This is a genomic window from Cohaesibacter marisflavi, from assembly GCF_963665895.2.
GTDB lineage: Bacteria > Pseudomonadota > Alphaproteobacteria > Rhizobiales > Cohaesibacteraceae > Cohaesibacter > Cohaesibacter marisflavi.
This window is the reverse complement of the sequence record NZ_OY762534.1, coordinates 3108977-3131114: the sequence shown is the minus strand read 5'-3', so window position 1 is coordinate 3131114 and position 22138 is coordinate 3108977. Positions and strand designations below refer to the sequence as shown.

Annotated in this window: 20 protein-coding genes; 16 read left to right on the top strand and 4 right to left on the bottom strand. The window is 55.0% G+C overall.

Annotated features, from left to right (window positions below; all coding sequences use genetic code 11):
* Positions 1 to 8 precede the first annotated feature (8 nt).
* Positions 9 to 1535, top strand: coding sequence for a DHA2 family efflux MFS transporter permease subunit (locus ACKPCT_RS15185; protein WP_090070370.1), 1527 nt, complete (start codon positions 9 to 11; stop codon positions 1533 to 1535).
* 20 nt (positions 1536 to 1555) lie between these two features.
* Here ACKPCT_RS15185 and ACKPCT_RS15180 read toward each other — a convergent pair whose 3' ends face one another.
* A complete protein-coding gene (locus tag ACKPCT_RS15180) occupies positions 1556 to 2443 on the bottom strand; it encodes a LysR substrate-binding domain-containing protein (RefSeq protein ID WP_319567319.1) in 888 nt (295 codons plus the stop codon).
* Positions 2444 to 2672: 229 nt separating this feature from the next.
* Between ACKPCT_RS15180 and ACKPCT_RS15175 the strand changes: the two genes are divergently transcribed.
* The 11 genes from ACKPCT_RS15175 to ACKPCT_RS15125 all read left to right on the top strand — a co-directional run bounded on the left by ACKPCT_RS15175 (position 2673) and on the right by ACKPCT_RS15125 (position 13197).
* Positions 2673 to 3665, top strand: a complete 993-nt coding sequence (locus tag ACKPCT_RS15175; protein WP_090069529.1) for a hydroxyacid dehydrogenase — start codon at positions 2673 to 2675, stop codon at positions 3663 to 3665.
* Between the two features lie 20 nt (positions 3666 to 3685).
* On the top strand, positions 3686 to 4360 hold the full coding sequence (locus ACKPCT_RS15170; protein ID WP_090069532.1) for an RraA family protein: 675 nt from the start codon (positions 3686 to 3688) through the stop codon (positions 4358 to 4360).
* A gap of 30 nt (positions 4361 to 4390) precedes the next feature.
* Positions 4391 to 5344: a Bug family tripartite tricarboxylate transporter substrate binding protein gene (locus ACKPCT_RS15165; RefSeq protein ID WP_090069534.1), complete on the top strand. Its 954-nt coding sequence runs from the start codon at positions 4391 to 4393 to the stop codon at positions 5342 to 5344.
* A gap of 59 nt (positions 5345 to 5403) precedes the next feature.
* Positions 5404 to 5865: a tripartite tricarboxylate transporter TctB family protein gene (locus ACKPCT_RS15160; RefSeq protein ID WP_319567318.1), complete on the top strand. Its 462-nt coding sequence runs from the start codon at positions 5404 to 5406 to the stop codon at positions 5863 to 5865.
* 6 nt (positions 5866 to 5871) lie between these two features.
* Positions 5872 to 7380, top strand: a complete 1509-nt coding sequence (locus ACKPCT_RS15155; protein WP_090069540.1) for a tripartite tricarboxylate transporter permease — start codon at positions 5872 to 5874, stop codon at positions 7378 to 7380.
* Positions 7381 to 7383: 3 nt separating this feature from the next.
* Positions 7384 to 8427, top strand: coding sequence for an amidohydrolase family protein (locus tag ACKPCT_RS15150; RefSeq protein ID WP_090069544.1), 1044 nt, complete (start codon positions 7384 to 7386; stop codon positions 8425 to 8427).
* Positions 8424 to 9371, top strand: a complete 948-nt coding sequence (locus ACKPCT_RS15145; RefSeq protein WP_319567317.1) for a tripartite tricarboxylate transporter substrate binding protein — start codon at positions 8424 to 8426, stop codon at positions 9369 to 9371. Before ACKPCT_RS15150 ends, ACKPCT_RS15145 begins: the two co-directional genes overlap by 4 nt.
* 85 nt (positions 9372 to 9456) lie before the next feature.
* Positions 9457 to 10431 carry a TRAP transporter substrate-binding protein DctP gene (gene dctP / locus ACKPCT_RS15140; RefSeq protein ID WP_090069548.1) on the top strand — a complete coding sequence of 325 codons (975 nt, stop codon included), beginning with the start codon at positions 9457 to 9459 and terminating at the stop codon, positions 10429 to 10431.
* Positions 10432 to 10433: 2 nt separating this feature from the next.
* Positions 10434 to 10952 (top strand): TRAP transporter small permease, encoded by a 519-nt coding sequence (locus ACKPCT_RS15135; RefSeq protein ID WP_319567316.1) that lies wholly within the window; start codon positions 10434 to 10436, stop codon positions 10950 to 10952.
* Complete coding sequence (locus ACKPCT_RS15130; protein ID WP_319567315.1) at positions 10952 to 12244, top strand: TRAP transporter large permease; 1293 nt, start codon at positions 10952 to 10954, stop codon at positions 12242 to 12244. The genes ACKPCT_RS15135 and ACKPCT_RS15130 overlap by 1 nt, the downstream gene beginning before the upstream one ends.
* A gap of 5 nt (positions 12245 to 12249) precedes the next feature.
* On the top strand, positions 12250 to 13197 hold the full coding sequence (locus ACKPCT_RS15125; RefSeq protein WP_090070372.1) for an SMP-30/gluconolactonase/LRE family protein: 948 nt from the start codon (positions 12250 to 12252) through the stop codon (positions 13195 to 13197).
* A 55-nt stretch (positions 13198 to 13252) separates the two neighbouring features.
* Here ACKPCT_RS15125 and ACKPCT_RS15120 read toward each other — a convergent pair whose 3' ends face one another.
* The 3 genes from ACKPCT_RS15120 to ACKPCT_RS15110 all read right to left on the bottom strand — a co-directional run bounded on the left by ACKPCT_RS15120 (position 13253) and on the right by ACKPCT_RS15110 (position 17388).
* Positions 13253 to 14245, bottom strand: coding sequence for an HlyD family secretion protein (locus ACKPCT_RS15120; RefSeq protein ID WP_319567314.1), 993 nt, complete (start codon positions 14243 to 14245; stop codon positions 13253 to 13255).
* Positions 14246 to 14311: 66 nt separating this feature from the next.
* Complete coding sequence (locus ACKPCT_RS15115; protein WP_319567313.1) at positions 14312 to 15577, bottom strand: glycosyltransferase family 2 protein; 1266 nt, start codon at positions 15575 to 15577, stop codon at positions 14312 to 14314.
* The gene (locus tag ACKPCT_RS15110; protein WP_319567312.1) at positions 15574 to 17388 is read right to left on the bottom strand and encodes a TackOD1 domain-containing metal-binding protein; all 1815 of its coding nucleotides are present in this window, start codon (positions 17386 to 17388) and stop codon (positions 15574 to 15576) included. The genes ACKPCT_RS15115 and ACKPCT_RS15110 overlap by 4 nt, the downstream gene beginning before the upstream one ends.
* A gap of 235 nt (positions 17389 to 17623) precedes the next feature.
* Here ACKPCT_RS15110 and ACKPCT_RS15105 point away from each other — a divergent pair, with 235 nt between their 5' ends.
* Genes ACKPCT_RS15105 through ACKPCT_RS15090 form a run of 4 tightly spaced genes read left to right on the top strand, consistent with a single transcriptional unit; the run spans position 17624 to position 22127 of the window.
* The gene (locus ACKPCT_RS15105) at positions 17624 to 19972 is read left to right on the top strand and encodes an ATP-binding protein (protein WP_319567311.1); all 2349 of its coding nucleotides are present in this window, start codon (positions 17624 to 17626) and stop codon (positions 19970 to 19972) included.
* A 51-nt stretch (positions 19973 to 20023) separates the two neighbouring features.
* Positions 20024 to 20443 carry a response regulator gene (locus ACKPCT_RS15100; RefSeq protein WP_319567310.1) on the top strand — a complete coding sequence of 140 codons (420 nt, stop codon included), beginning with the start codon at positions 20024 to 20026 and terminating at the stop codon, positions 20441 to 20443.
* On the top strand, positions 20440 to 20874 hold the full coding sequence (locus ACKPCT_RS15095; RefSeq protein WP_090069565.1) for an Hpt domain-containing protein: 435 nt from the start codon (positions 20440 to 20442) through the stop codon (positions 20872 to 20874). Before ACKPCT_RS15100 ends, ACKPCT_RS15095 begins: the two co-directional genes overlap by 4 nt.
* The gene (locus ACKPCT_RS15090) at positions 20874 to 22127 is read left to right on the top strand and encodes a response regulator (RefSeq protein ID WP_090069568.1); all 1254 of its coding nucleotides are present in this window, start codon (positions 20874 to 20876) and stop codon (positions 22125 to 22127) included. The genes ACKPCT_RS15095 and ACKPCT_RS15090 overlap by 1 nt, the downstream gene beginning before the upstream one ends.
* The last annotated feature ends 11 nt before the right edge of the window (positions 22128 to 22138 follow it).

The window sequence follows — 22138 nt, the reverse complement described above, 5'->3', positions numbered from 1 at the left end:
AAACAGGCATGTCTCACTCCGTATCCGATTCACAACCTGCTGTGGTGGTCGCCAATAGAGCGCTGCTGACTTTCGGGCTGATGCTGGCCACGATCATGCAGGTGCTCGATACGACGATCGCAAACGTAGCCCTGCCGCATATGTCTGCATCGCTTGGTGCCGCTCAGCATGAGATCAACTGGGTTCTGACTTCTTATATCGTGGCGGCAGCCATCGCCACCCCCATTACGGGCTGGCTCAGCGACAGGATCGGGCAAAAGCCATTGTTCCTCTTTGCCGTGACGGGCTTTACGGTGGCCTCGGCCCTGTGTGGCATCGCCACCAGCCTTGGCGAGATGGTTGCCTTCCGCATCCTTCAGGGGCTGTGTGGCGCCATGATTGCGCCGCTGGCGCAGACCGTGATCATGAATATCAACCCCAAGGAACGTCTGGCGCAAGCCATGGCGATCTACGGCATGGGGATCATGGTGGCCCCGATCATCGGGCCAACCCTTGGTGGTTGGCTGACCGAGAGTGTCAACTGGCGCTGGGTGTTTCTGGTGAATGTGCCTGTTGGTATCCTCTGTATCGTCATGTTGCTTATCTATATGCCGAACTCTGATGTTCGGAAGCGGAATTTCGACTTTTTCGGCTTCGCCATGCTTGCGCTCGGTGTCGGCTCGCTGCAGTTGATGCTCGATCGTGGCTCCGACAACAACTGGTTTGAAAGCATTGAAACCTGGATCGAACTCGGGCTCGTGGTCTCCGGTCTTTGGGTCTATGTGGTCCACTCGGTGACCGCAAAAAACCCCTTTGTTGATCTGCGGATCTTCAAGGACGCGAACTTTGCCCTGGCCTCTGTTGTCATGTTTCTGATCGGGCTGTCCCTGTTTTCCGGTCTGGCGCTTCTGCCGCCGCTGCTGCAGAATTTCCTCGGTTATTCCGTGCTTTCCTCCGGCGAGCTCATGGCGCCACGAGGGGTCGCCTCCATGGTTGCCATGATGATTGTCGGGCGCGTGAGCCATAGGGTTGATTTACGCCTGATGATGGTTTTCGGAGCCTTGGTGATGACGGTTTCGCTATGGATGATGACCGGCTTTAACCTGCAGATGGGGTCCTGGCCGATCATTTTGACCGGTGCCCTGCAGGGCTTCGGTATGGGCTTCATCTTTGTTCCGCTCTCCACGATGGCCTTCATGACCCTTTCGCCAAAGCTACGCGGGGACGGAACTGCCATGTATGCTCTGGTGCGCAATATGGGGCAGGGGATAGGCGTGTCTGTGGTTTCGGCTGTGCTCACCCACATGATGCAGGTGAACCATGCCGAATTGGCCAGCCGTATCACAATCACGTCTGACGCGGTGCACCAACATGCTCCAGGCCTTCTTTCCGGGGTGCTAACATCCATATACCAGGTCAATGCGCTGGTAACCCAGCAATCGGCGATGCTGAGCTATATCGATGACTTCTGGCTGATGGCGGTTCTGAGTCTGGTTTCCATTCCGCTTCTGGTTCTGCTACGCAAACCCAAGAAGCAACCCGTCAAGGAATCCTGAGGAGGAGCTGGTGCGGATCGTCAATCGCGCTGGACACCATATTCGCCGCAAAGCTCGGCGAGCAATGCGTGCAATCGCTCGATCACCTCTCCACGAGGGGCATTGATTCGCTCGACGATGCCGATGCGGCGCGTGATATGCGGATTGCCAAAGGGCAGTTTTATAACCCTGTCTGCATCAGGGGACTGAACCGCAGAATGTGGCACCACCGAGATGCCCAGCCCTTGCCGTACGCAGGTGACAATCGCGCCGATCGTATCGATTTCTGCCACATCCAGTGTAACGACTCCCAATCTGGAAATTTCGGTATCGATCAGATTCGACAAGGGAACATTGGTGGCAAATCTGACAAAGGGATAGCTGCCCAGCAGATGAATCGGATCTCGTTCCGTGACTGTTTCGGGTGCGATTATCCAAAGGGGCTCGTGCAAAAAGGGACTCCACCTTAGTTGGGGGGGCAAACTGACATGCTCCGCAACGACTGCGGCATCGAGACGCCCAGAAGCGACATCCGAGATCATTGAAGAGGAAAATCCGACCCTCAAATTGATTTTCAAGGCCGGATATTTGTCATGCATTGCAACTACAGCTTGAGGTAGCAAGTTGAGGGCACTGGTCCGGACCGTGCCAAGCCGGATGGTCCCCGACATCTTCCTGCCTCTCAGTCCGGCAATCGTATTTTCTTCAAGGTGCAAAATTTCTTTTGCTAATTCAAGAACTTGCCTTCCTTCTGTGGTCAAACTTGGCGGGCGGGATGCGCGCTCGAATATCTTCACATTGAGCTCGGATTCCAGTGCCTGGATCTGCTGGCTGACAGCTGAAGGTGTAAGCCCCACTATTTCGGCTGCCTTGCTGAAAGTACGGTAAGTTGTAATTGCGACTAAAGTTTTAAGCTGCCGGGTGTCCATTACTTCATCCAGTTTTTCTTAATCTAACAACCAGAATTTTTCGCTTCCATAAAGATATTTATTCTTACAACATTTTTAACCGGAGGGAACTGCTCTTTTGTTTGAAGTCAAAGGGCAGGGCCAAAAAGGGAGGGACTCCGTGCAAGCTGTTTGGAGGCAGCGCGCGGTATCCAGCAAAAATTAAGATTATGTCGCTTTCCGCCAGGCGGGAAGACGGGAGGAATGTATCATGTCAAAGACGATCCTCGTCACGGGGCCGGATCTGGCTCCGGCTGCGCAGGAGCTTGTGCAAACGCATGGCTTCGAGACGGTTCACACACCGGCTTATGCAGCCAGCGAGGTTATTGCCGATTTTCTCGTAAAGACAGACGCCGTTGCCGTCGTGTCCCGCATGGGGCGGATCGATGCCAACGTGATTGCGAGTGCTCCGTCCCTGAAAGTGATTTCCAAGCATGGAGTTGGCGTCGACAACATCGATCTGGCAGCTGCAGCGCAAAAGGGTATTCCGGTGCTCAAGGCGACCGGAGCCAACGCAATATCCGTTGCCGAGCATGCCATCACGCTGATGCTGACCACAGTCAAGCGCATTCTGCCGCTGGACTCTGGCCTACGTGCCGGCAAGTGGGAAAAACCGGGTTTCAAGGGTGTTGAACTGGCTGGCTCGACCCTTGCTCTGATGGGCTTGGGCGCGATTGCTCAGGAAACCGGCAAGATCGCCAAGGGCCTTGGGCTCAAACTTGTCGGCTACGACCCCTTCGCCAGTCAGGACTGTTTTGATGAGCTGGGCGTCGAACGCGTCGACAGCCTGACGGCCCTGCTTGCACAGGCAGACATTCTAAGCCTGCACTGTCCTCTCAACGATCAGACACGCCAGATGATCAACGAGGAGAGCATCCGCTTGATGCCGGAGGGAAGTTACATCGTTAACACCGCCCGTGGTGGTCTGATCGACGAAGACGCGCTTCTGGCGGCGGTCCAGTCAGGTCACTTGGCAGGTGCCGGTCTGGACACCTTCGCCACGGAACCTCCGGCTGCAGATCATCCCTTCTGGCAAGAACCTCGAATTGTTTCAACGCCCCATATCGGCGGCGTGACCCATCAGGCCAATGCCCGTGTGGGCTGCGAGGCGGTGCGGGGCATTTTCCAGATTTTGGACGGTGAAGCCGTCGCCAAGGACCGTTATGCCAACTGGGCTTTGTTGGTTGAAGCCGGGCATCGTTAAACAAAGTTGGAGTTAGAACCATGGATATCGGATTTCGGATTTGCAAACGTGAGCGCGTTGCGCCGAAGGAGCTCATAGAGGCTTACAAACAGGTGCCGGTGGCCAATGTCTCGGACAGCATGTTCCGCATGACAGCCGCAGGCTCCAAGCTGCGTCCCATGCATGCCAGCGGCAGCATGGCTGGCTCGGCACTGACCGTCAAGGCGCGCCCCGGCGACAATCTCATGTTCCAGAAAGCAATCGACCTGGCCGAGCCGGGCGACATCATCGTAGTCGATGCTGGCGGCGATGTCACCAATGCCCTGATGGGCGAGCTGATGCTGGCCTGGGCGATCCAGCGCGGTGTGGCAGGCTTTGTCATCAACGGCGCAATCCGCGATGTGGACGCCTTTGTTGAAACCAACCTGCCTACTTTTGCCGCAGGCATATCTCACCGTGGACCATACAAGGATGGACCGGGCGAGATTAACGTTCCCATCAGCATCAACGGCATGGTGATCCAGCCTGGCGATATCGTTATCGGCGATTCCGATGGCGTATTGGCTGTTCCTCTGGACGCCGCTGAAGAGATTCTCAAAAAGGCGCAAGCAAAGCACAGCGCAGAAACCCGCCAACTTCAGAATATCTCTGAAGGCAAGAATGATCGCAGCTGGGTGGATGCTGCCTTGAAGGCGCGGGGCTGCACTTTACCATAAGACAATCGCAAAGCATGAGGGAGGAGAAACATGCAGAAGATCTTTAAAACAATCGCATTGGCGAGCGCGTTCCTGACAATGGCAGGAACAGCTTTTGCTCAATATCCGGAAAAGCCGATCAAGGTAATCGTGGGCTATTCCGCAGGTGGTGGCACCGACGTCATGGCTCGCACGGTCGCCCCATTTCTTGAAAAATATCTTGGCGACGGAGCAAGTATCGTCGTCAAGAATATGCCGGGCGCCAGCGGGCAGATTGGTGTGACCGAAGTCGCAAATGCCGACAAGGATGGTTACACGCTGGGCACCTACAACCTGCCGGGCATGATGGCACGCACATTGGATCGCAAGGCCGATTACGATGCCTCCAGCTTCTCCTATCTGGCCAACGTCGTAAATGACCCCAATGTGATCGTTACCTCCAAGAGTAGCGGTCTGGATACGGTCGAAAAACTGCTAGCAGAAGCGAAGGCCAACCCGGGAGCCATCACTGTAGGCATGTCCAGCCTTGGTGGCGATGACCACTTCCTGCTGCGCAAACTTCAGCAGATGACGGAAACGGAATTCACCATTGTGCCGTTCCGCGGCTCCGCTCCTGCCCGTACCGCCCTTATGGGTGGACATGTCGCCATGGGCATTCTCAACATTTCCGAAGTGTCTGCCTTCAAGGACGAAATCAATGTTCTTGGCGTTGCCCTGGAAGATCGCTCTGAGTTCGCACCAAATGTGCCGACCTTCAAGGAGCAGGGCGTTGACCTGATCAACGGCTCCATGCGTGGCTTTGTTGCGCCTGCCGACCTTCCCGATGATGTGCGCGACACCTTGCTTGCCGCATTTGAAAAACTGAAAACCGACAAGGAATTTGCCGCCGCCATGAAAGCAACGGCAAACCCGGTTCAGGTCGTCACCGGCGATGCGTTTGAGAAGCTGAATGCCGATTTGCTCGACTTTGCCAAATCCGTTTGGGAAGAGAGCCCTTGGCGCTGATCTGAGTGGTGCGGGGCTCCCCCCGCACCCTTCCCGTTGTCCCCATTGGAGCCTCTCAAATGCATAACAAACCAACCCATCGGTTTCTACGTGCAGAATCAATCACCGCCTTTTGCATTATCGTGGTCGCGGCTGCCTTTCTGATTCCGACAACTGACCTGGCCCCGCTGTCTGCGCTTCTGCCAGCCGCTATGCTCGTTGGCCTTATTCTGCTGGCACTCGTGATGCTGATTACCGATCAACGCAAAGCAGCCGCCGGAGAAGAAGCCGAAGCGGTAGTGAAATCTCCAAAACGTGTCTTTGGCGCGTTCGGGCTCATTATCCTTTACGCCATCTGCGTCGACCTGATCGGCTTTTATATCAGCACTGCTCTGTCGCTGCCGCTGGTCGCCTTTATTTTCGGTTATCGCAGTCCTGTTGGTCTTGCCATTGCCACAGCCATCGTTCTTTTAGCCATCTATCTGATCTTTGGTGTCTCAATGTCTCAGGAATTCCCAACCGGTCTTCTGTGGGCGAAGTGAGGTATCATGTATTCTGATCTTATCCAGTCCCTGCCAAACGTTATCGCCTGGGCCAATATCGCCGCACTGGTTATCGGCGTTCTTGCCGGTATCGTCGTCGGCGCTATGCCGGGCCTCAGCGCCACCATGGCAATCTCCGTTCTTGTCCCCTTCACATTCGGTCTTGAGCCGCTGGTCGCGCTCGGTCTGATGGCTGGCATCTATAACGGCGCCATGTATGGCGGAGCCATCCCCGCAGTTTTGCTGCGCATCCCCGGAACGCCGGCAGCCGTCGCCACGACCTTTGATGGCTACCCCATGGCACAACAGGGAAAGGGCGGCTACGCCCTGCAGGTTGCTGTCGTCTCGTCCGCTTTTGGCGGCATGGCAAGTGCCATCGCCCTGATGCTGCTCGCTCCGCCTCTTTCGCGCGTCACCCTGCTTTTCGGCCCTGCTGAAGTCTTCTGGGTTGCGGTCTTTGGCCTCTGCAGCATCATCTTCCTGCTTGGGGGCAATGTGACCAAGGGGCTCATCAGCGCCTGCTTCGGCGTGTTCGTTTCCGTTGTCGGCTCCGACCCGATATTTGGCAACGACCGCTACACCTTCGGCCAGCTTGAACTGCTGGACGGCATTCACATCGTTATTCTGCTGGTTGGCCTCTATGCCCTGCCGCCGGTTATCGATCTGCTTGAAAGCCCGCTGAAGACCGAGAATTCCGCCGGAGATCGCCTTGGCACAGAGCCAATCTGGCGGACATTCCCGCAAATGCTCCGCTTCTGGAAAACATGGATCCGATCAGCCCTGATCGGCATCTGGATCGGTATCCTGCCCGGAGCCGGTGGCTCCATGGCAGCCTTCATGTCCTATAACGAAGCACGCCGCTCCAGCAAGACACCGGAAACCTGGGGGAATGGGGAACCCGAAGGCGTGGCTGCCTCGGAAACGGCCAACAATGCCGATACCGCCGCAGCGCTCATTCCAGCCCTGACGCTTGGTATTCCGGGCACGGCTGTTGCTGCCATCATGCTTGGTGGCCTCCTGATCCATGGTCTGCAACCCGGTCCGATGCTCTTCCGCAACAATCCGGACATCGTGTTCGGCTTCATGTGGCAGTTCCTGTTCGGGGCTATCCTGTTGGTTTTCCTAGGAGGGTCTCTGGCGACCAACAGCTTTGCCAAGTTGCTCAAGCTGCCGCGTCCGCTATTGGGCTCGGTGATCATTATTCTGATGCTTATCGGTGTCTATTCGATCCACGGGCGCATGTTTGATGTCTATCTGATGCTCGGATTTGGTGCGATTGGCTATGTCATGGACAAGCTGAGATTCCCGCTTCCGCCGGTTGTTCTCGGTCTAATCCTTGGTGGCTTTGCTGAAGAAAATCTGCGCCTTGCCTTACGCATTGGTCGTGGGAACTGGATGGTGCTGTTCCAGAATGTCACCAGCCTCATTCTGGTTGCCCTGACCGTTGCCGTGGTTGTCGGCCCCATGGTGAAGCATCGCCTCATCGACAAGAAAAAGGCCGAAAGCAAAGGATAGGTGATGAAAGCAGCAAGTCCACATTTCAAGGTTCGCGATGCGTGGCTAAAGCTTGTCCACGAAGAGGTGATCGATGCTGAGCAACCGATTTTCGATTGCCATCATCACCTCTGGGACAGGCCCGAAGGCCTCTATGGCGCCAACGAACTGGCCGCAGATGTTGGGGATGGGCACGATGTACGTGCCAGCCTCTACGTCCAGTGCCGGACAGGCTACGCAGCGCACGGACCTGAAGAAATGCGTCCTGTTGGAGAGGTGGAGACGATCCTTGACTGGAGCAAGGATCAGCCTCATTTGCCGGTGGGGCTTGTTGCCTTTGCAGATCTGCAACTGGGCGCAGCAGTGCGCCCGGTGCTCAAAGCGCTTAAGGCTGCCGGTAAAGGGCGGGTTCTTGGTGTTCGCAATACGACTGCATGGCATGCAGACCCGGCAGTCCGCTCCAATCCAAAACCTTCCCCCGATGGCCTTTTGCGCACAGAGGCATTCCTTTCTGGTGCCCGCGAAGTGGCCAAAGAAGGCTTGTGCCTTGACATCTGGGCCTATCAAAGCCAGTTGGCCGAAGTGGCTCATCTAGCGCGGGCCTTGCCCGAATTGACCATCATTTTAGACCATTGCGGCGGTCCGCTTGGCGTGGGGCCTTACCGAATTGATGATAAGAAGAGCTTTGAGGCATGGCGCTCGGCTCTGGCAGAGGTTGCCGCGTTGCCCAACACCCGCATCAAGATCGGAGGCTTCGGGCTAACTGTCATCGGATATCGCTATGCCGATGAAGAGCTCCCTCCGCAGTCTGAAAGGCTGGCGGCTGATTGGCGTCCGCATGTTGAGGCCTGCCTGGCGCTGTTTGGCTCAGAGCGCGCCATGTTCGAAAGCAATTTTCCAGTCGACAAGGGGCAATTTGGCTATCGTACGCTCTGGAACGCTTTCAAGCGGCTTTCTGAAAATCTCGACAGCACAGCGAGGGACGATTTGTTCTGGCGCACCGCTGCCCGATGCTATGGCATCGACGAACGCATTTTCACGACACATACTGGGAGGAACTTGTCATGAAAAAAACCTTTATCGCCGCGCTCGTCGCAGCATCCACCTTGACCGTGCCCGCGTTGGCTGAATATCCGGACAAGCCGATCCGCATCGTCGTTGGCTATTCCGCAGGAGGGGGCACCGATGTGATGGCACGCGCCGTTGCACAATTTTTTGAAAAGGCCCTTGGCAATGGTGCGTCGGTCGTGGTGAAAAACATGCCTGGCGCTGGTGGTCAGATCGGCTTTACCGAGGTTGCCAGTGCCGACCCCGATGGTTATACGCTGGGAACCTTCAACCTGCCCGCAGCCCTCGCGCTCACCTATGATCGCAAAGCCGATTATGATGCTTCCAGCTTCACCTATCTGGCCAATTTCGTCAAAGACCCCAATACGGTGGTTGTCAGCAAGGAGTCCGGATTCGAGACTCTGGAGCAGCTGGTCGAAGCGGCCAAAGCCCAACCTGGCTCCGTTACCATGGGGCTTTCCGCGCTGGGGGGTAACGATCATTTCTCGGCGAACATGATCGCGGATGCCACGGGCGCTGAATTCACCCTTGTGCCCTTCAAGGGCGCATCCATGGCCCGCACGGCATTGATGGGTCAGCATGTGGCCGCTGGCACCATGACCCTCAGCCAGACGGTGTCTTTCCAGGATGAACTGCGCGTTCTGGCCGTACTCTCGGACGAGCGCTCGACCTTCCGCCCCGATGTGCCGACGGCCAAGGAACTTGGCTATGACGTTCAGATGTCATCCTTGCGGGGCATTGTTGCACCCGCTGGTCTTCCTGCCGAAATCGAAGAAAAGCTGCGCAAGGCCCTGATCGAGGTGAACGCCATGGAGGATTTCCAGTCCATGATGGCCAAGCAGGGCAACCCGATTTCTTTTATCGCGGGAGAGGAGTTTGAAGCAACGGCCAAGCAGCAGGATGGCGTTGCTCGGAGCATTTGGGAAAAAACCCCTTGGAAATAAAAAGCTTTTGGCGCACTGCTCATCCGGTGCGCCTTTCGCCATTGTCGGAGGAGGAGAACTTCGGCGTCACTAGGAGGAGAAAAACATGCTAAAGAAAACAATCAGTGCAGCCGCGATATTGCTGGCCACAACCAGCCTTGGCCAAGCGCGCGAACTGACCGGATATACCTATTCAGCCGTATCAACAACCGCAGCCGTCAAGGGCATGACCCGTATCAGCGAACGGATCGCGGAAGAAACCGGCGGCGATCTGACAATCAAGGTGCATCTGGGCAAGACCCTGCAGATTGCGTCCTCTGACATCACGCAAGCCGTGGGCGACGGCATTGTGGATTTTGCTGCGGACTATTTCTTCTCGGGCAACGTGCCCATTGCGCGCGTGCTCAACCTGCCAATGCTGATCGAAAATGACGAGGAATGGAACAAGGCCTACGCGGCGATGGAACCCATTCTTCAGGAATCCTTTGCGCAGCAGGGCGTCAAGCTGCTCGGAGGCTATCGCTACCCACAGCAAATCATTTTCGCAACATTCGAGATCAACAGTCTGGCCGACCTGAGTGGCCACAAAATCCGCGTAACATCGCCTGAGCAGGGCAAGTTCATCGAAGAATTCGACGGTGCTGCGATCACGTTATCCGGCAGCGAGGTGCCGACATCTCTGGAGCGTGGTGTTATTGAAGGTGTGCTCACGGCCAGCGCTGGCGGCGCCAAGAAATGGCACGAATTCCTGCCATACAACTATCGCTTCCCGGTGAATTACGGCAACTCCATGATCATCGCCAACAGTGATATCTTTGCTGATCTTGAGGAAGACCAGCAGAAGGCACTGGCGGCAATCGTCATGGAAGAAGGCAAGAAGATCACCGCTGAATTCCTGGAGGACGAGGAAAAGCAGAAAGCCTCCCAACAGGAAGCTGGCATGACCATTGTGGCTGCCAAGGATAGCGACGCTGCGATGGCGCGCGAAAAGTTGGCTCCCTTCTGGGCCGAATGGGCAGAACAGAATGGCCCTGACTATGTAGAGGCTCTGAAGCTCGTTCGCGAAGCAATCGGTAAATAGCCATGGCAGGAAACAATTCCACAGGGCCGGCCTCGGCTGGCCCTGTTTTCGACTTCATCGCCAGCCTGACAAAATGGGCAACTGGACTCGTCCTGTGCGCTCTGGTTCTGCTTGTTTTTAGTGAAACCGTTTTGCGCGGATTGGCCAATTATTCTTTGGGCTTCGTGGAAGAGGTGACCGGCTACTTTGTCGTGACGCTCACCTTTCTGGGGGCCGCTCTGGCTTTGCGGGCCGAGGCGCTGTTTCAGGTGCATTTCCTGTTTGATGCAGTCCCCGACCATGTGCAGGTCTGGCTGAAGCGCCTGTTCGTTGTCGCCTCCCTAATCGTTTGCGTCATTCTGGCGCTCAGGACCCATGATCTGGTTCTCAGCTCTTTTGGCCGTGGCAAGTTTGCGCCGACTGTTTTGCGTACGCCGCTCTGGATCCCTCAGATGATCATGCCGATCGGTTTTTCGCTGATCGGGATCTTCCTGCTTGAGAAACTGCTCCTGAGCGGACGCAAGAAAGAGGAGCAGAGCTGATGGAAGCCATTCTCGCATTCGGTTTGTTGATCGGTCTCATTCTCGGTGGCATGTGGGTACAGTTTGCCGTTGCCGGTGCCGGTCTTTTCTATATTTGGCTCCTAAAGGGTTTCTGGGGCTGGAAGGCCCTCGGCATCGTCAGTTGGGGAGCCGCAAACAGTTTCACCCTTGCGGCGATTCCCCTCTTTGTCCTTATGGCGGAAATTTTGCTTTGCTCTGGGCTCAGCACACGCCTGTATAATGGGGTAGCCCCTTTCATGCGGCGTTTGCCCGGTGGGCTGTTGCATACCAATATCGCGGGAAGCGGTATCTTTGCGGCCATCTCGGGTGGCAGTGCACCAACGGCTGCTGCCATGTCTACGGTTGCTCTGCCCGAGCTGTCGGCAAGAGGCTATGACAAGCGACTGGTTGCCGGTTCGCTGGCCGCAGGCGGAACACTGGGGATTCTGATCCCGCCGTCGATCACGATGATCATCTATTCGACCTTTACCGACACGTCGATTGCGCGCCTGTTTGCTGCGGGGCTGGTACCCGGCATTGTGCTTGCGGTGCTCTATATGAGCTTCATCATCGCGCGCGTTCTGATCAATCCCAAGCTCGCCCCCAAGGTAACCGAAAAAGCGTCTACGGCTGAGATTTTCCGCTCACTTCTTGATATTTTCCCATTCCTGCTGCTCATCTTCATCGTGCTTGGCAGTATTTATGGCGGACTGGCCACGCCAACAGAAGCCGGGGCCGTCGGGGTCATCGGGGCGACATTGATTGCGGCAATCTATGGCAAACTCAGCCGTGCTTTGCTGGCCACAGCAATCAAGCGCACGGTGACGATGAGCGGAAACATCCTGTTCATTGTCTTCTGCTCCATGATTTTTGCCTATGCCACGGCGCTGTCCGGCATTGGCGAGAATCTCGTAGCCGTTCTGGAAGATGCCAACGTATCCCGCTTCGCCTTCTTGTTGATCATCATGGTTCTGTTTGCGGTTCTTGGCTGCTTTATGGAAGGCCTTGGCATGATCGCAATCATCGTGCCGGTCATCTATCCCGCGCTTCAGGCTCTGGGCATCGATCCGATCTGGTTTGGTGTGTTCGTGGTTATACTCGTTGAGCTTGGCCAGATAACGCCGCCTCTGGGGGTTATTCTGTTTGTGGTGGCCAGTTCGTCCAAGAATGTAAAGGTTGAAGATGTGATCCTTGGAACGATCCCCTTCTTCAGCATCATTCTGGCGTTTCTCATCTTGCTGATCGCCTTCCCGCAGATCGTGCTCTATCTTCCTTCTCTGACATTGGGATGAGTGAAATGAAGTCTATTTTCCCCGAACCGGTGGTCGTTGAGGCCGAGATTTTTACAGAACTCCCCGCAGATCTCCGTCGCCCCGGCGTTCCCTCCTACTGGGCGTCCCGCAACAAGCGGGGCGCCACGGTGGATAGCTTTATCGAAGGTCCGTCATTTGATCGCGATGGTAATCTCTGGTTCGTCGATATTCCGTTCGGGAGGATTTTCCGAGCCGATCCTTCAGGGGTGGTCACACAGATGGCTGAATTTGACGGCCAACCCAACGGCTTGAAGATCCACAAGGATGGCCGGATTTTTATCGCCGACTATCAGAATGGCATCCTCAATCTTGATCCCGCAACGGGCGCAGTGACGTCTGCTTTGAAAGATTGTGATACCGAGGGCTTCAAAGGGTGCAATGATTTGCATTTTGGCCGTGATGGCGCCCTCTATTTCACAGATCAGGGACAGACCGGCCTGCAAGATCCGACGGGCAAGGTCTATCGCTGGATGCCTGATACCGACTTCCTGACCTGCCTTATTGACAAAGTCCCCAGCCCCAACGGTTTGGTGCTCGATCAGAATGAGCACACGCTCTATCTGGCGGTAACCCGCGCCAATGCCGTCTGGCGATTGCCACTTTCTCCTAGCGGCCGCGTCAATAAGGCAGGACTTTTCCTTCAGTTTTCTGGTGGGCGTGCCGGGCCTGACGGTTTGGCTTTGACAGCGCAGAATGGTGTCGTTGTCTGTCAAACGGGGCTCGGCCTTGTCTGGGTGCATGATGCGCTCGGGCGCCCGATTGCCGTGGTGCGATCACCACGCGGTCTGGGCACCACCAATTGCGCCTTCGGGGGAGAAGGAAACCGGACGCTCTATATGACGGAATCCGATTCCGGAACTATCCTCAAGGCCGACTTCCCTGCAGAACTGGGCATCTCCGGCGAACCTATGTTCGCTCATGCCGCGCTCTGAATTAGTCTCAAACACCTGCGCAAGGCACCTTTCGGGGGCCTTGCTTTGCTATGCTTTACCAATATGGGCGCGAAATGCGGACCTTCTCATAAACAGGAAAAATTGCCCGATCCTGCAGCTTTATCCTTGCCAGCTGGTTGCGCTGCATAGGCTTGAAACTGTTCTGGAATTCTTTCGGCAATGCATCGGACAACGGCAAGATGGAATCAATCACTCCGGCCACATTCGTGCGCCCGTTTGATACATCCACTGCCATGCCCGGCTCAATGGAAAACAGATAACGGCGCGGCAAATACATCAGAATATAGGCCTCACCAGCATAGATCGATAGCATCGGGTCCCCCGTGCGATAGACGGCGCCGGGGGAGGGCACTTCCGTGCCGATTGTGCCTGATACGGACGCCGTGATCTTGCCATCGGAATAATGGGCCTTTAGCTTTTCGAGCGCCACGGCCGCATCCTCACGGGCCGCTTCCAACGACCCGATCTGCCCGGAGAGCATATCCAGATCCACGGTGAGTTGGACCAGATGGGAGCTTGCGTCAAAACTGGATTTGAGAATTTCCTCGTATCGGGATGTCGTCAGGTTTCCTGTGCGTTGCAGGTCATCGACCACGCCGAGCAGCTTTGTGGTCTGGGCTTCCCTTTGCTTGGCAAGCGGCAACAGACGATTGGCGATCTGCATGCGCAACTTGAACTCCGCCGCCCGCTGCGTCAGGTCGGCCTGCTGGGTGGAAAGATCCGCAAGGCGCTCGAGCTGCTCGGAGCTTTCGATATGCATCAGCACATCACCCTTGCTAACCGTCTGACCTTCCTCAACGAATATTTCCTCTATCCGCGAGGTGTAGCTGGCTGCGAGAATTGCCTTGTCCCGCAATACAAGACCATCGCCCCGTAACATAATCAGGTCGCCCCACATGTAGTTTGCCAGGCTGGCTGCCAGGACGATGAGAATAGACAGATAGATATAGCGGCCATAGGAGGTTGAATGGCTTCTTTTCTGATTGGCCAGATTGTCTGATCGGGGGCGCTTTCTAAGGCTGCGCATGGGGGAAGCCTCCCTTCTTGGAATTTGTGCCCTTGTGCTGGGGTGTCATACAATGATGCGGGGTCATCATTCCCTCACCTTGTGCACCTTATCGGGCACGTAATTGTCTTGATAGGAGCTGCGAAAGACCCACTCTTGGCCATAGGCCAGAAGCCGGACAAAGCGCAGGAAGTTGTTAAAGAACAGACTGTATCCCAACAGATAGGGAATCAGTGGCAAAGCCTGAGCCTTGGGGGTGGCCCAGGCCGCCAACAGGAACAAAACAAAGTCGAACAGCATCAGGCCGCACTGCGCGCCCAGTAGAATGGGGATCGATAGATCGCCATAGGTGGCAAACATCCAGAAGAAATAGAAGGGCAGTGCGAGGGCTGCGACCACGTTGAGCAGCAGAAATTCCAATTCGTGGAACAATTCCAGTGGCTTGAAACTGCGTGAGAAGGGGTTCATCAATGCCCCGTGCTTGCGATAGCGCAGGCGAATGGCGTCGCGCTCCCAGCGGAAGCGTTGCTTGACGAGAGCCCGTGCCGAATTGGGCGGGTCCGTGTAGCAAATGGCCTCATGGGCAAAGCCGATGGCCCATTCAGCCTTGCGCAAGCGCAGGGTCACATCCAGATCTTCCCCGCCGCCGGCATCCAACCCGCCCACTGACCCGATGGCGCTTTTGCGAAAGGCGCTGAAGGCACCAGACGCGCAGGAAACCAGCCCAACCATATCCTGGGCGCGTTTACCCAATGAAATGCTGACCAGATATTCGATGGCCTGAAAGCTCGTCCACAAGCTGCGCTCCTGATGGCGAATGAGGATATTCCCCGCTACGGCGCCTACATCGGGGGAAGAGAAGGGGGATACAATTTCCTTGAGGGCGTGGCGATCAAAGGAGCAATCACAATCAACATTGACCACGACATCGCCAGAGCTGAGCTGCTCAGCCAGATTGACCGCCGCTGCCTTGCCAGCACGCAAGTCGGTGCTATGCACCTTCTGCACCAGCCCTTCCCGCTGCAAAGTGCGTAAAACCCTTACCATGCCATCGGTTGATCCGTCGCTGACAACAACGATTTCATCGGGTTTTCTGCTCTGCTCCCAAAGGCTGCGGACGCAGCGTTCAATCGCTTTCTCTTCATTGTGCCCCGCGATGATAACGGAGAGGCGTCCCTTCCATGTAAGGGGGCCACTGGAGCGGGTGCGGCCGCGAATGAAGAGAGCTGCCACCAGAAAGGCGACCCCGTAGCGGGGTATTTCAAACAGCAGGACAAACCAGTAGAGCGTGATCATCCCCGCCGGTGACTGTGCCACAAGGAAATCAAAGCCCTCAACCAGATGACCGATCATGTAAACAGGTCTCCCGGACCGAACACCGTGATCTGGATACCCGGGTCAAGCCGTAAGGGCTGTCTTGCCTGTTCGATGATGCCGCCAAGCGCGGATTGGATCTCCTCGGGAGCCGTCTTTTTCAGAATGGCAAAGTCTGAACTGTGCCCCTTGACGATCCTGTGCCCCTCGGGGCCGAGAACGGAGGAGAAAATGCCGCGCAGCGTTTCAATAAACAGCTCTCTGGTTTGTATGAACTGACGTGGTCCTGCGTCCCGCTCCAGCTCTTGCGCCTTTTGATAACGTATTTCCAGAAGGGCAAAGGACTCGCCAAACTCATTGAAGCGCTTCGCCTGTTCGTTGAGCGAGACGATAATATCGAGCGGTAGATCGGAAAAGCTCAGAATATTCTGTGTTAAGCCCATATAGCTCGGACCGATGCGCAAATAGTCACGCGCCTTTTCCTGCAGATCATAGTGATATACATCCCGTGTCTCAACGGCGTCTCCGCTGAAGCGGCTGTGACAGTCAAGGCACACAAAGCCGACATCGGGCTCTGAGGTTGTGTGCCCACAGCTTTGGCAGCTCACTACAATACCTGGCTTGTCATAGTCGCTGCCGAAATGCAGAAGGCGCTGTCGGCATTTGGGGCAGATCAGTTCGTCCCCTTGAATAAAGTCGGCTTCAGGCGCTTGGTGAGCGCACTTGAAGTGATGGATATAGGCGCTCTCTGTTAGATTGGAGGAATGACAGGACGGGCATTCCTCTCGGATATTGAAATGGGCGCTGCCACAGTTATTGCAGACATGAAAGCGATCAAAGAAACGGACATGCAAAAACCCGCTCTGCTGCAGTTTGCTGGCTTCATGGAAAATGGTCTCGCTGTCCAGCGGAATGTTGAATGCAACACCGCTGCGAGATTGGCTTGCATAGTGAGGCTGGAGTGATCGGTCAGCGATAAAGAGACGGGTCAATAATTTGTCAGACAGAATATCGCTGTTCAGGATCGCGCGGTGGACCAGAGCTCGCCGCGTATGGAAGCCATCGATTATGCGCGTCAAGCTACCATCCGCCTGTGCAGACAACGAGGCGGCGTTGATGTCGGCCATGGCGCCAAGCGTACCTGTCGTGTCAATCAAGGGAAGCAGATGCAGCCCCCGCATCTGCCACAAGAACAGCAGGGCACGGCTCTCAATGGTCTGGCTTATGATGATCGCGTCAAAGGGTGTGTTATCAGCGAGAAGCTTGAGGGTTCGTTGCCTGTCTTCATCCTGAGCGAAATCGTCCGGCCACCGTAGGCAGCGAAAGCCTTCGGTGAAGGGTACACCAGACTGAGGGGGAGCTGAAGGAGATGCTGCTTTTGGGAAAGGGGCTGTTTCTTGATGCTTCGGTGGCTGGCTTTGCCTCTCAGCCAACACATCATCAATGATCGACAGGATTTCCTGTATATTGAGAGGTTTGGGCACAATGGCGTCAAACCGTTCGCACTTTTTCTCATGAGCCATCAACCCTTCTATGTCGGCTGTCACAGCAACAAAATGTGGTCGCGGGTGGTCTGGCGTAGCCTCGTCATAGTGAGCGAGCACTTCGATACCGGTCATTCCGGGCATGTGGAAGTCCAGCAAGACAAGATCGAATGGATCGGCCAAAAGAGAAGACAGGGCATCCTTGCCATTGTCTGCAATCTCGATGGCGTGGCCCCGCTGCTGCAGGACAAGCTTCAGCAAGTCCTGGGTAATGGAGCTGTCTTCAGCGACAAGAATTTTCAGAGACGCTGCAACCTCTGAAGAGCCGGCTTGTTCTGAGGCAGCATCAACATGGGTGCGGATCATGACTTTACCAAATATGGGTTTGAATGTGTATTTATTACTAATATAGGTTAAATAAAATAGTTTTAAAAATTCATTACTTAAATACAAATTGATGTTTACTGAAATTTGGACGGTCATTTAAAGTCTAGATGTGTTTGTATTGTCTATACTAAATTATTAGCTTGGGATTAATTGTCTGTTATGTACACAAAGATATAAGTATAGTTACTATTGGCCAGAATTGACGAGCAAACCGATGAAATTTTTCAGGTCTGAAAATTCAAAGAAAACACGCAGTATATCTGCGTCCTTTCTGGTCATTGCCGTTGGTCTGGTGCTCGCGACCTCTGTGACCGTCGGCTTCTGGCAGATATGGCAAAATGAGAAATCCAACATCAAATATGAAGACGAACGCCTGACTTTTGCGGTGCAGCGCGTGGTCAAGGATCTCAGGGCCGTTGTCGAGGATGCATCGCGCAACGTGGCCATGCTGGGAGGAACGCCCCCCATCCAGGGCATCCTGAGCTCGCGAAAAAGCGGCGCAATCCCTGAAATAGCCATGGTGCAGGAAACCATCTGGAAGGACCGGCTCGCCCAGATTTTCCTGTCGCTGGCGGAAAGCGACCAGAACCTTATGCAGGTGCGCCTCATTGGCAATGACGGCAAGGAAATGATCCGCGTCAACAGCTCCGCCGGTCGTGCCACGCGGGTCAAGCAAAAGGATCTGCAGGACAAGAGCGATCGACCCTACGTGCTTGAAACGCTCAGTTCCAATAGGGACAAGATCAATTATTTCGGCATCGATTACAACCGGGAACGTGGCGTGATCGAAGAGCCGCGCATTCTGGTCATGCGCGTGGCCACCAGAGTCTGGGGCAAGGACGATGAGCCCCTTGGCATGATCATTGTCAACATCAACATGAGCAAGGTGATCGCGAATTTGGCCTTTGTGATAAGGGAGCCGCAGCAGTTTATCCTGTTCAACGAACAAGGCTCCTACCTGAGCAAGCCCCCCCAAATCGAGGCAGCATCTGTTCGTGCGCGCAGCGGGCAGACCAGACTGGTTGACAAGCCGCGCTCGCTTCAGACGGACTTTCCGCGTCTGGCTGGCAATATGGTGGCAGACTGGGTTGGGGGGCCATCCCAAACTCTGGGGCTTGTCACTGAAGATTATGTCGCCCGGGTGAGCCGGATCCGCTTTGACTGGTCCGACAGCGAGCACTATCTACTCGCGGCGGTGATGACGCCCATGGCACAGTTGCTGGCGCAGAACCGCGAAATGAAGCAGCAGATCATCCTCTTTACTGCGCTTTTGGCTCTGATCGGTGCGCTGATTGCGTTTGTCCTGACGCATCAATTTGTCAAACCAATCCGCCAATTGTCCAATGCCGCTCGCCAGCTGTCCCTTGGGGCCCCAGTGGATAGTCTCAAGCTGGATGGCGAGCATCGCAATGATGAAATCGGTGTTCTGCTACGCTCTGTCCACCATATGGCATCCAATCTTGAAGAGAAGCAGAAACGCATAGGCGCCATATTGGCAACTGCCAAAAACCCCATCCTCATGATCAATCGGCGCGGGATCATTCGCGAAGTGAATGAAGCGACGATTGACCTGTTCGGCTTTTCCCGGCATGAACTGATAGGCAAGAATGTGTCCATGCTCATGAATGAGCATGACAAGATGCATCACGATTCTTATTTGCGTCATCACGGCACGGGGACGCCCTCCAAGATTTTTGAAGGTGGCCGCGAAGTCAGCGCTATCCGCAAAGATGGAAGCCCGGTGCAAGTGCATCTGGCTGTCAGCCGTTTGCTGATAAAGGGAGAAGTCTTCTTTACCGGCATCATGACCGATCTCACCGAGCTCAAGAAGGTTGATAAGCTCAAGAGTGAATTCGTCTCCACCGTGAGTCATGAATTGCGCACGCCGCTCACCTCCATCAAGGGAGCTTTGGGCCTGTTGCGCAGCACGTCAACAGATGCTTTGCCCGAGCATGCAGGCAAGATGCTCGATATCGCCTATAGCAATTGCGACCGACTGTCTTTGCTCATCAATGATATTCTCGATATGGAGAAAATCGAGGCAGGCAAGCTTTCCTATGAGTTTCAATCCTTCGATACCGTCGCATTTCTTGAAGATGTGGTGGAAACCAACCGCGCTTACGGAAAACAGCATGGCGTGTCCTTCGAACTGGACTGTCCGGACGAGCCGATCCTGATCTTTGCCGATCACTGTCGTCTTGAGCAGGTGATAACCAACCTGCTTTCCAACGCCGCCAAATATGCTTCTGAAGGAGAGAAGGTAATCGTTTCAGCTGAGCCGGACAGAGAGAGCGGGCGCCTGCGTATCGCCGTTACGGATTTTGGTAGCGGCATACCTGAGGATTTCCGGGACAAGGTCTTTGATAAATTCGCCCAAGCTGATGCATCCGACACCCGCGCCAAAGGCGGCACCGGCCTCGGGCTCGCCATTTCCCGGGAAATCATCATGGCCCACAGCGGTGTTCTGGATTTTGAAACGGAAGCCGGAGTCGGAACGACCTTTTACATAATTCTCGATATTCTACCTGAAGAAAAGGCAAGCACAGAACCGGAAGCTGCATAAACCGATGGAACCGCACCATCCGACTGAAGAGTGAGTGGATAGGAGTTGATCATGACAAAGCCTCTGCAACGGATTACCTATGTTGAAGATGATCACGATATTCGCGCCATCGCCGAATTGGCCCTCGGCACGTTGGCTGGCTATACGCTTGATCTATGTGAAAATGGCAAGGAAGCGATGGAGACGATCCCCTCTTTTCAGCCAGATCTTGTCCTGCTTGATGTGATGATGCCTATTATGGATGGCGTGGAAACGCTCAACCGGCTCAAGAGTACGCCTGAGCTGGCGGACATTCCAGTTATCTTTATGACGGCCAAAGCGCAGCGCCATGAAGTGCAGGCCTACAAGGACCGCGGCGCCCTCGACGTCATTACAAAGCCTTTTGATCCGACAGAACTCCCCGCGCATGTCCAGAAAATCTGGAACCGCCAAATGAGCCAGAATGATCCGGCAGGGAGAACCGTGCCATGATTGATCAACTCAGAAAGCTCATCGCAAGACACTGCGAAACATTGCAACGTGAAGTGAGGGGAATCGAACAGAATGTCGCCGCGATCCTTGAAGCGGACGAACCTTCGTCCGACTTGGTGCAGCAAACCATTGCGAAGGCGCATAAGCTCAAGGGGGGCTCTGGCACAATCGGGTTTCAAGACATCAGCGAAACCGCAGCCGGTCTTGAGCGCGCCTTGAAAATGGTGGCCCAACTGAGTGGCCCTTTGCCGGTTGAGGTGAAGGATGAGATTGCAAGGCTGTTCGCGATGCTTGCTGACCTCATTCGAACCGTTCAGCCGGAACAATCCGATCTTTTCAATGTCCAGTTGCCTACGGATGTGCAAACCCCAGTTCAAGTCGAAGAGGCCCCAGTCCCCCGTGGCCCTGACCAGATGAGGAGCGTGTCATAATGCAAAGCCTGACGACTCAATCTTCCAATGATCATATGAATGCAATGTCCCCGCGGGAGCGCCCCAAGGTCTTGATTGTTGATGACGATCGCGATTTGTTGGACATGATCGGTCTATTCGTCGAAATCGAGGGGTATGAAACAGAGCTGGTTGCGGATGGAGAGGCCGCTCTGGAAGCGATCAAGAAGGATCCACCGGATCTGATGGTTCTCGATCTTGTCATGCCGGGTTTGGGTGGGTTTGAAGTGCTCGCACGGCTTCGGGTGCTTGATCCGGATTTGCATCTGCCTGTGATCATGGTCACTGCTCAGGAAGAGCGCGCGCTGCATGTGCAGGCTTTGCAAAGTGGCGTTGTCGACTATATCCAGAAGCCGGTTGATTTTGCCGTTTTGAGCGCGCGTATCCGAGCCGCTCTGTTGGAACGCCGTATTCAAAACAAGCTGGTGGAAGCCAATGCACGGCTGGAGGCTATTGTCGCTACGCGCACGCGGCAGCTGGAAGTAAAGAACGAGTATCTGACTGCTGTTCTGGATAATGCCAAAGACGGGATCATCGGCTGTGATGAAAACGGTTTGCCGGCGATCTTCAACAGGAAAGCCAGCGAGATGCTCGGCATCGAAAATTCCCTCAGCATGTTGATGCCTTATCTGACAACCAATGAAATGTTTCAGTCCGATGGGTCAACCCCACTGGGGCCGGAGTCAAACCCGCTGCGTGAGGCCTTCGAGAATGAAACACTTGAGGAATCCGATATCATTCTGGAACGCTACGGCTCTAATCCGCGTATGGTCAATGCGACGGGCAGTGCCGTGCATGACAAATCGGGTCTGAAAATCGGGGCAGTCATTTCCCTGCGCGATGTAACCGAGCATAAAAAGCTGGAAAAGCAGGTCACTCAAATCCGCCAGCGCTATGAGAAAATGCTCGATAGTGTGCCAATGCCACTGCATATAACCGACAAGAATGGCATGATCCTTGAAGCCAACGATCTTTGGCTGGAAGCGTTCGGCTATGATCGCAAGCAGGTGCGAGGGTCCTATCTTGGTGATTATCTGACGACGCAGTTCAAGCATCTGGCCTCTGAGCCGGTGCGTGCCGCCATGATCAATATGGGCCACACCCAGGATGTCAAATGTCAGATCAGACACGCGGACGGGCGGGAAATCGATGCCTCTCTCGTCAGTCAGGCGGTCTATGACGAAAAAGGAGATCTCAATCAGATCGTGGAATATATCACGAAGATTGATCCCTAGCTGAATCTGGG